Genomic DNA, 7,683 nt, shown 5'->3' on the forward strand with positions numbered 1-7,683 from the left:
CTCCAATTGACATGAAAAAAATAGCAATATCTTTTGTATTAAGTTTTATGATAGCTGTGGTGAGTTTTGCTCAGCTTGATAGAAGCCAATTTCCTAAATCAGGTCCTGCTCCAGAGATTAAAATCGGTGAGGCAGAAACCTTCACCTTGGATAATGGGCTAAAAGTCTTTGTCGTTAAAAACGATAAACTTCCTCGAGTAGCATTTACACTGGTATTAGAAAGGGATCCTTTATTGGAAGGGGACAAGGCCGGACTTACAGGTTTTGTAGGAGAAATGATGACAGGAGGTACTACCAGCAGAACCAAAGACCAGTTGGATGAGGAAGTAGACTTTATTGGCGGGAGTTTGTCAGCAGGCTCTACTTCTATTTTTGCTTCTTCCTTGAAAAAGCATCAGACTAAAATTTTGGAATTAATGGCCGATGTGCTTTATAATCCGGTTTTCCCACAAGAAGAACTGGATAAATTAAAAAAGCAATCCATTACCGCCTTGGCAACCAGCAAAGATGATCCTGGTGCTATTTCTTCAAGGTTGGTCAATGCTATGGTATATGGTAAAGATCACCCATACGGTGAAGTGACTACTGAAGAAACCATCAATAATATTACTGTTGAGGATATTAAGAAATACTATGAAACTTTCTTCAAGCCCAATATTGCCTATTTGGCAATTGTAGGGGATATGGATAAGGCTGAAGCTGAAAAAGTTGTGAATGAGTTTTTTGCAAAATGGGAACCAGGAGATGTCCCAAAATTCACCTATAAGACCCCTGAAAGGCTTGAAGAAAATGTGGTAGGGTTAGTGGATAGAAGTTCGTCTGTACAAACCAATATCAATATTGTACAGCCTGTGGAATTGAAAATCGGAGATGAGAATTACATTTCCAGTAGACTGGTAAACCAGATTTTGGGAGGCGGATCTTCCTCTAGACTATTTATGAACCTAAGAGAAGATAAAGGCTATACATATGGTGCTTATTCCTCTATTTCCTCAGATAAATTGATCGGGGAGATTTCTGCGAATGCTGCTGTAAGGACAGAGGTAACGGACTCCGCTGTGGTACAATTTATTTATGAATTGGATAGGTTGGTAAAAAGTGGGGTAACAGAAGAGGAATTGGAAAAAGCGAAGTCTAACTTGGCAGGTTCCTTTGGACGCTCATTGGAAAGTCCTTCAACGATTGCCAATTTTGCATTAAACACAGAGCGTTATAATCTTCCTAAGGATTACTATGCAACCTACCTTCAAAAAATGAATTCCTACACGGTGGAGGATATCAATAAAGCAGCAGCGGATTTAATCCAGCCTGATAAAATGTATATCACAGCAGTGGGGAATGGCTCTGAGATCAAAGACAAGCTTACTCAATTTGGAGAAGTAAGGATGTATGATAACATGGGAGATCCAGCCAAAGAAATTGAAATGGCTGACGCAAGCATGACTGCCGAAAAAGTGTTAGAAAACTATATTTCGGCTATTGGGGGAGATGAAGCAGTTTCCCAAATCAAAGCAGCAAAATTAGTGATGGCTGCAGATGTAATGGGGAATCCAGTTCAGATAGCGATGACTTTTGATGATGCCAATATGAGATTTGGTCAAAAAACCATGGTAATGGGAAATGTTATGCAAAGTTCCACCATGGTGAATGGAAAGGGATCTATTTCCGCTCAAGGTCAAACGATAGAAATGACAGATGAACAGTATGAGGAAGCGAAGATGAATGCTTTTTTCATTCCTGAATTACATTATGCTGCAATGGGATATGCTACACAATTGGATGGTGTGAAGGATGTGGAAGGTACTCCAGCATATAAAGTGATCATATCAAATCCATCTGGAGCCAAAGTGATCAATTATTATTCAGTAGAATCTGGTTTAAAAATCAAAAATGAGAACGAAAAAGCGGGAGATACTTTCTATTCCGATTACCAAGAAAAGAATGGAGTGTTGGTACCAATGTCCTGGACAATGAAATCTCCTATGCTTCCAGTGCCTTTGGAGGCTAAGATTGAAACCTTGGAAATTAATCCTACACTGACAGAAGCAGACTTTTAATTAACATAGGGGCCGAATCAAATCGGCCCCTTTTTTTAGCTCATCCATTTTTTTCTGATATCAGTTTCCTCGGCTATAGCTAAATTGATTTGAGGAAAATAACTCGCTGAAGTTTCAAATGTGAATTCATATTGATTTCCGTTCAAGCGCTCAGCTTTGACTGGAATTTGAGATTCTGAATGTTCAAATGAAATTTGATCTCCGATCATCAGTTTGTCATAAGCTGGAGACTCCGGATGAATTTTGAGGATTTTTTTATCACTAGTAATAATACCTAGTTTTCCGGCCAAGTGGTCTGGATTTGGTCTTTGGACATAGTATATTCCTAAACAGCTTATTTTTTCTGAGAAGTATGTTAGTATATCCTCCTTTCCTGAGATATAACGGTCATAGAAGGTTTGGAAAACTTCTGGATTTGAAGTTTGACCAAGAATAAGGTTCCAAAATTCAGATTGACTATATCCTTTTCTTGGTTTTCCGAATTGTTGCCAAGCCAATTTCATGACTTTAGGAAAACTGCTTCCCTCTTCGATCAGTAGCAAATCCAGACAAAAACAGATCAAGCTACCGTATGTATAGATGTTTACTTTTCGATCTGGTATCCCTGGTTGATAGCCATCCAGCCACAGATCAAAACTAGACTGAAGGATGTTTTGATTCTTCCAGCCAAAGTTGTTGACTTCTCTTTGTAAGGTGCTTTCAATCTGTTTCAAAAATACCTCCAGAGAATATACTCCTGATTTCAAAAGGTATAAATCTCCCATATAGGTGGTAACTCCTTCTAAGAGCCAACCTGCCCGGGTGTAAGTTTCCTTCGAAAAGTTATAAGGTAATAGTTCTTCCGGTCGGATTCTGCACACGTTCCAAGCATGGTAGAGCTCATGAGAGCTTACTCCTAAAAGGTCTTCCATTTTCAGGTTGTCTGCAAGATCGGTTGCAGGGCCCAAAGTAATGACGGTCCCTTTTTGGTGTTCTACCCCATGATAATGTTTATAAGGAAGTAATTGAAAAATAAAATGGTATTCTGATTCGGGGAATTCACCAAAATCCCTGATTTGGGTATCTGTGAATTTTTGAAATTTGTCCAAGAAAGCCTTGATGTCAAAATGAATAGCTCCTTGAATCCAAATATTAAATTTTGATTCTGTACTATCATAAGACCAATGTTGAACACTATTCGATGCCAATAGGGTAGAATCTACTAGTATTTGGAAATTTTCAGCGATCCATTTTCCCTCTTGGTTTTTAGGTATGGTACATACGATTTTCTGAAAAGAGGGTAGGTTTACTTCTAGTTCAATGGGATTTTGTACCAGGCTTTTTACTTCAAAACAACAGTTTATGAAATTGAAATATACTTGTTCTTCATCCACCCAAGCACCACCGGCATCCATTCTTGCGCAGAAAAACTCATACTCCACGAGGTAGGTATGATTTTTTTCTGATTGAAAAGTCCAGCAATCTTTACTCAGTTTTTGAAATGGAATGTTTTCTTGATTCTGGTTTTTGATTTGAAAACTTCGAATGTATTGCGCATAATTTGCCAATTGATAGCGCCCTGCGCGCCATGCGGGCAGTTGAAGCTCAATAGTTTGTTTGGTTTGGACTTTAATTTCAAGTTGAATTAATAAAAATTGAGAGGCTGGATTGGGACAACTTATTGTATATTTGCACATAATTACCGAGTTAGAGTCTAACAAATGTATAGGGTAGGTTTGTATTTCAAAAAATGCTACTTATCTTTGCAGTCCTTTTTGAGACCTATTCCTCAGAGAGGATATTCAGGAAGCAAATAGATAAAGATATTCGATCATGAAAAGAACATTCCAGCCTTCTCGCAGAAAAAGAAAAAACAAGCACGGCTTTAGAGAAAGAATGTCTTCTGCTAACGGTAGAAGAGTATTGAAAGCCAGAAGAGCAAAAGGAAGACACAAGTTATCTGTGTCATCTGAAAAGACATTGAAGAAGTAATTCTTTGAGGTAGTTTTCGTATGTTCACATACGGTTTTACTCCTTGTGATGAATTATAAACTTCCAAAAAGCGAACGGCTTTATGCCGAAAAAGAAATCAAGGAACTTTTTAACGAAGGTTCCTCTTTTTTTTTATTTCCATTTAAAGTCCAATTTTTTGTTAAAAAGCAGGGGGGACATGGAACCCCAAAGGTACTTTTCTCCGTTTCCAAGAAGAAAATCAAGAAGGCCGTAGATAGGAATTTCATCAAAAGAAGAATGAAAGAAGCCTATAGGCTGAATAAACACCTGCTTTCGACTTTAGATAATAAAGCATTAATTTTAGGATTGATATATGTAGGTCCAAAGGATATGGGATTCCACGATATCCAAGCTAAAACCATCCTAATACTTCACAGATTAGTCAAAGAGCTAAACGCTAACCATTCAGGACATGAATAAAACGCTTAAAAAATCATTACTCGTATTCTTGCTAGGCGCAATTATCCTTTCGGGATTTTTTGCATTTAAAACCAAGAACGATAAGTTGTTTGCGATCGCAAAGAACATAGATATTTTCGCTACCATGGTTCGGGAATTGGATTCTTATTACGTGGATGAAATTGATCCGGATGAGTTAGTGACCATTGGTATCAACGCGATGCTGGAGGAGTTGGACCCTTATACCACTTATATCCCTGAAGAGGAATCCGATGATTTTAGAATGATGACTACTGGTGAATATGGAGGAGTTGGTGCTTTGATCGGTAATAGAGGTGAAGGAAATATTGTGATTATGCCTTACACGGGATTCCCTGCACAGTCTGTAGGGATGAAAATTGCCGATCAATTGTTGAAGGTTGATACTGTAGCAGTATCTGATATTCCTACTTCCGAGGTTTCGTCCTTATTAAAAGGACCTGCAAATACAGAAGTATTCGTGCAAGTTAAAAGAGGAGATGATACTTTAGGTTTTAATCTGACTAGAAGAAAAATTGTGATCAAGAATGTGCCTTTTTATGGGAAGGTAGATGAGCAGACAGGATATATTAAATTATCTGATTTTACTACCAATGCTTCCAATGAGGTAAGAAATGCACTGTTGGATTTGAAAGGTCAAGGCGTTGATCGTTTGATTTTGGATTTGAGAGACAATCCTGGAGGTTTGGTAAATGAGGCTGCAGAAATTGTTAATTTATTTATTCCAAAAGGGAAGGACATCGTAAAGACGATTGGTAAGCTTGAAAATGTAAACTATACCTATAAGACCAATAAGACTCCTTTGGATAAGGATATTCCATTGGTAGTGTTAATTAATGAAAATTCTGCTTCTGCTTCAGAAATTGTAGCAGGAGCTCTTCAGGATTATGATAGAGCAGTATTGATTGGGAGGAAGTCGTTTGGAAAGGGTTTAGTGCAAACCACCATACCGCTTTCTTATAATTCCCAAATGAAAATCACTACCGCTAAATATTATATTCCAAGTGGAAGATGTATTCAGGCAATTGATTATGCTCAAACTAGAGAAAATGGAGAGATCACTACTGTGCCTGACTCTTTGAGAAAAGAATTTAAGACCAAAAATGGACGAGTAGTATTAGACGGTGCAGGTATTGAGCCGGATGAATTAATTGAAAAAGTAAAATACGCTCCTATTTCATATAGCCTAGTAGCAAGAAGTCACATATTTGACTTTGCTACGAAGTATGCACGTGCTCATCCAGAGATTCCAAGCCCTTCAGAGTTTTCAATATCTGATGAAGAATATGAGGAATTTGTGAAGTGGTTGGATGGTAAAGAGTATGATTATACGACTTATCTAGAAAAATCGGTTGAGGACTTAATGGAATTGGCTGAGAAGGAAACCTATTATGATGAGATTAAAGCTCAAATTGAAGCAATTAATACGAAAGTACATCATAGTAAAGAGCAGGACTTAATCAATCACCAAAAGGAAATCAGAAAGATTTTGACGGAGGAGATTGTATCTAGATATTATTTCCAAGAGGGAATGATTGAAGCGAGCTTGAATGATGATCCTGCGGTAACTGAGGCTGTTAATTTCCTGTCGATTCCTGATAAGTACCAGCAGACCTTGACTGCTTCCGTGAAGTAATTATGGCATTGATTCTATCCATAGAAACGTCGACTCCTGTTTGTTCGGTTGCTTTACATGCGGATGGTGTGTTACAAGGACTGAAAGAAGTAGATTTGCCTGGAGCGCATTCTGAGCGGCTGATAGGTTTGATAGAGGAGTTATTAGAAACTTGCCATGTGAAACTTGAAGAAGTAAATGCAGTGGGGGTTTCGGAAGGACCTGGATCGTATACGGGATTAAGAATTGGAGTGTCTACTGCAAAAGGTTTATGTTTTGCATGGGACAAACCTTTAATAGGGGTGAATACCCTGGCAGCTTTGGCTAGAGGAGCCATGGAAGGTTTAGATTCGTCAGCAGTTGTGATTTCTATGTTAGATGCTAGAAGGATGGAGGTATACCGGGAGGTGTTTGACGCGGAGATGAATTCTATTGAAAAGTTGGACGCTGAAGTGATTGAAGAATCTTCTTTTAAAAAGTACTTGGACCAGGTACCGGTATATTTTATTGGGGATGCAGTTGCAAAGGTCAAAGAGGTAATTTCTCATCCTAATGCAGTCTTTTTAGAGAATAGAATTTCGGCGAAACAAGTTGGGGAAATAGCTTGGGGAAAATTTCAAAAGAATGAGCTTGAAGATCTGGCATATTTTGTCCCGAACTATTTGAAGGAATTTAAAGTATTGAAGTCAAAAAAGAACCCATTGTTAATGTCATGAGTGAAATTGTAAACAGGGTAGCGCAAAGTGCGATAGTGTCTTTAGATTTGGAAGAGTTCTATCCTCGGGAAGAGCGTGTGATTTTTGACTTAAAGCCCTTTTTGTATCAGGAATTAGTTTTAAGAGAGAAAGAATTTCGTGCTGCGCTGAAGGAGGTGGATTGGTCCAAGTATCAGGATAAGTGGGTTGCTATACTCTGTTCGGTGGATGCAATAGTTCCAAATTGGGCCTACATGTTGGTATCGACTTACCTGACTCCAGTTTCAAAAGGATATGCAGTTGGAGACTTGAATGCCTTGGAGGTGATGATATCTGAAAAATGTTTGGGAGAACTGGACCTAGAGATGTTCCAGGATAAGCCGGTAATTGTAAAAGGGTGTTCCAATTTCCCAATTCCACTTTTTGCTTATGGGAGGATTGTTTCCTTGGTTCAAAGCAGGGCAAAGACCATTATGTATGGAGAGCCTTGTAGTACGGTTCCACTTTACAAAAAAGCAAAGTCCTGATTTTTAATTCACTGCAAAAAATATTAAAAAAGTTTGAATTTTTCTTGGCTTCAATGCTTGTGAATTTAGGGAAACGGCGCTATGTTTGCACTCCCAATTGAGAAAAGACTCAACGGAAATTGAAATAAAAAGTAAAGGCGAAAAATAATTTAAAAATTTTTTCAAAGAGGTTATTGCGGATTAAAAAAAGCTTCTTACCTTTGCACTCCCTTCAGCAAGGAAGGGAAAAAATTGGTTCTTGAAACGTGAGTTTTGAGAGATCGACAGAGGCCACAGATGAGTGGCATCAAGTTCTTTGAAGTGATGTAAGGCGAAAAAATAATATAACCTGAGAAAGACGAGGGAAGGTTTATGTGGTT

General features: G+C 38.2%; 7 protein-coding genes. 6 read left to right on the forward strand and 1 reads right to left on the reverse strand.

Annotated features, from left to right (window positions below):
• Positions 1-11: 11 nt before the first annotated feature.
• Complete coding sequence (locus tag JYB62_RS17300) at positions 12-2,057, forward strand: M16 family metallopeptidase (RefSeq protein WP_205646606.1); 2,046 nt, start codon at positions 12-14, stop codon at positions 2,055-2,057.
• 35 nt (positions 2,058-2,092) lie between these two features.
• Here JYB62_RS17300 and JYB62_RS17305 read toward each other — a convergent pair whose 3' ends face one another.
• Entirely contained in the window at positions 2,093-3,733 is a 1,641-nt protein-coding gene (locus JYB62_RS17305; protein WP_205646607.1) for a M61 family metallopeptidase, read from the reverse strand.
• A 136-nt stretch (positions 3,734-3,869) separates the two neighbouring features.
• Here JYB62_RS17305 and rpmH point away from each other — a divergent pair, with 136 nt between their 5' ends.
• Genes rpmH through JYB62_RS17330 form a run of 5 tightly spaced genes read left to right on the forward strand, consistent with a single transcriptional unit; the run spans position 3,870 to position 7,324 of the window.
• Entirely contained in the window at positions 3,870-4,028 is a 159-nt protein-coding gene (rpmH, locus tag JYB62_RS17310) for a 50S ribosomal protein L34 (RefSeq protein ID WP_074226946.1), read from the forward strand.
• A 48-nt stretch (positions 4,029-4,076) separates the two neighbouring features.
• Positions 4,077-4,469: a ribonuclease P protein component gene (gene rnpA / locus JYB62_RS17315; protein ID WP_205646608.1), complete on the forward strand. Its 393-nt coding sequence runs from the start codon at positions 4,077-4,079 to the stop codon at positions 4,467-4,469.
• The gene (locus tag JYB62_RS17320) at positions 4,462-6,123 is read left to right on the forward strand and encodes a S41 family peptidase (protein WP_205646609.1); all 1,662 of its coding nucleotides are present in this window, start codon (positions 4,462-4,464) and stop codon (positions 6,121-6,123) included. Before rnpA ends, JYB62_RS17320 begins: the two co-directional genes overlap by 8 nt.
• 2 nt (positions 6,124-6,125) lie before the next feature.
• The gene (gene tsaB, locus JYB62_RS17325; protein WP_205646610.1) at positions 6,126-6,818 is read left to right on the forward strand and encodes a tRNA (adenosine(37)-N6)-threonylcarbamoyltransferase complex dimerization subunit type 1 TsaB; all 693 of its coding nucleotides are present in this window, start codon (positions 6,126-6,128) and stop codon (positions 6,816-6,818) included.
• The gene (locus tag JYB62_RS17330) at positions 6,815-7,324 is read left to right on the forward strand and encodes a DUF2480 family protein (protein ID WP_205646611.1); all 510 of its coding nucleotides are present in this window, start codon (positions 6,815-6,817) and stop codon (positions 7,322-7,324) included. The genes tsaB and JYB62_RS17330 overlap by 4 nt, the downstream gene beginning before the upstream one ends.
• Positions 7,325-7,683: the final 359 nt, after the last annotated feature.

Source organism: Algoriphagus lutimaris (genome assembly GCF_017051705.1).
GTDB lineage: Bacteria > Bacteroidota > Bacteroidia > Cytophagales > Cyclobacteriaceae > Algoriphagus > Algoriphagus lutimaris.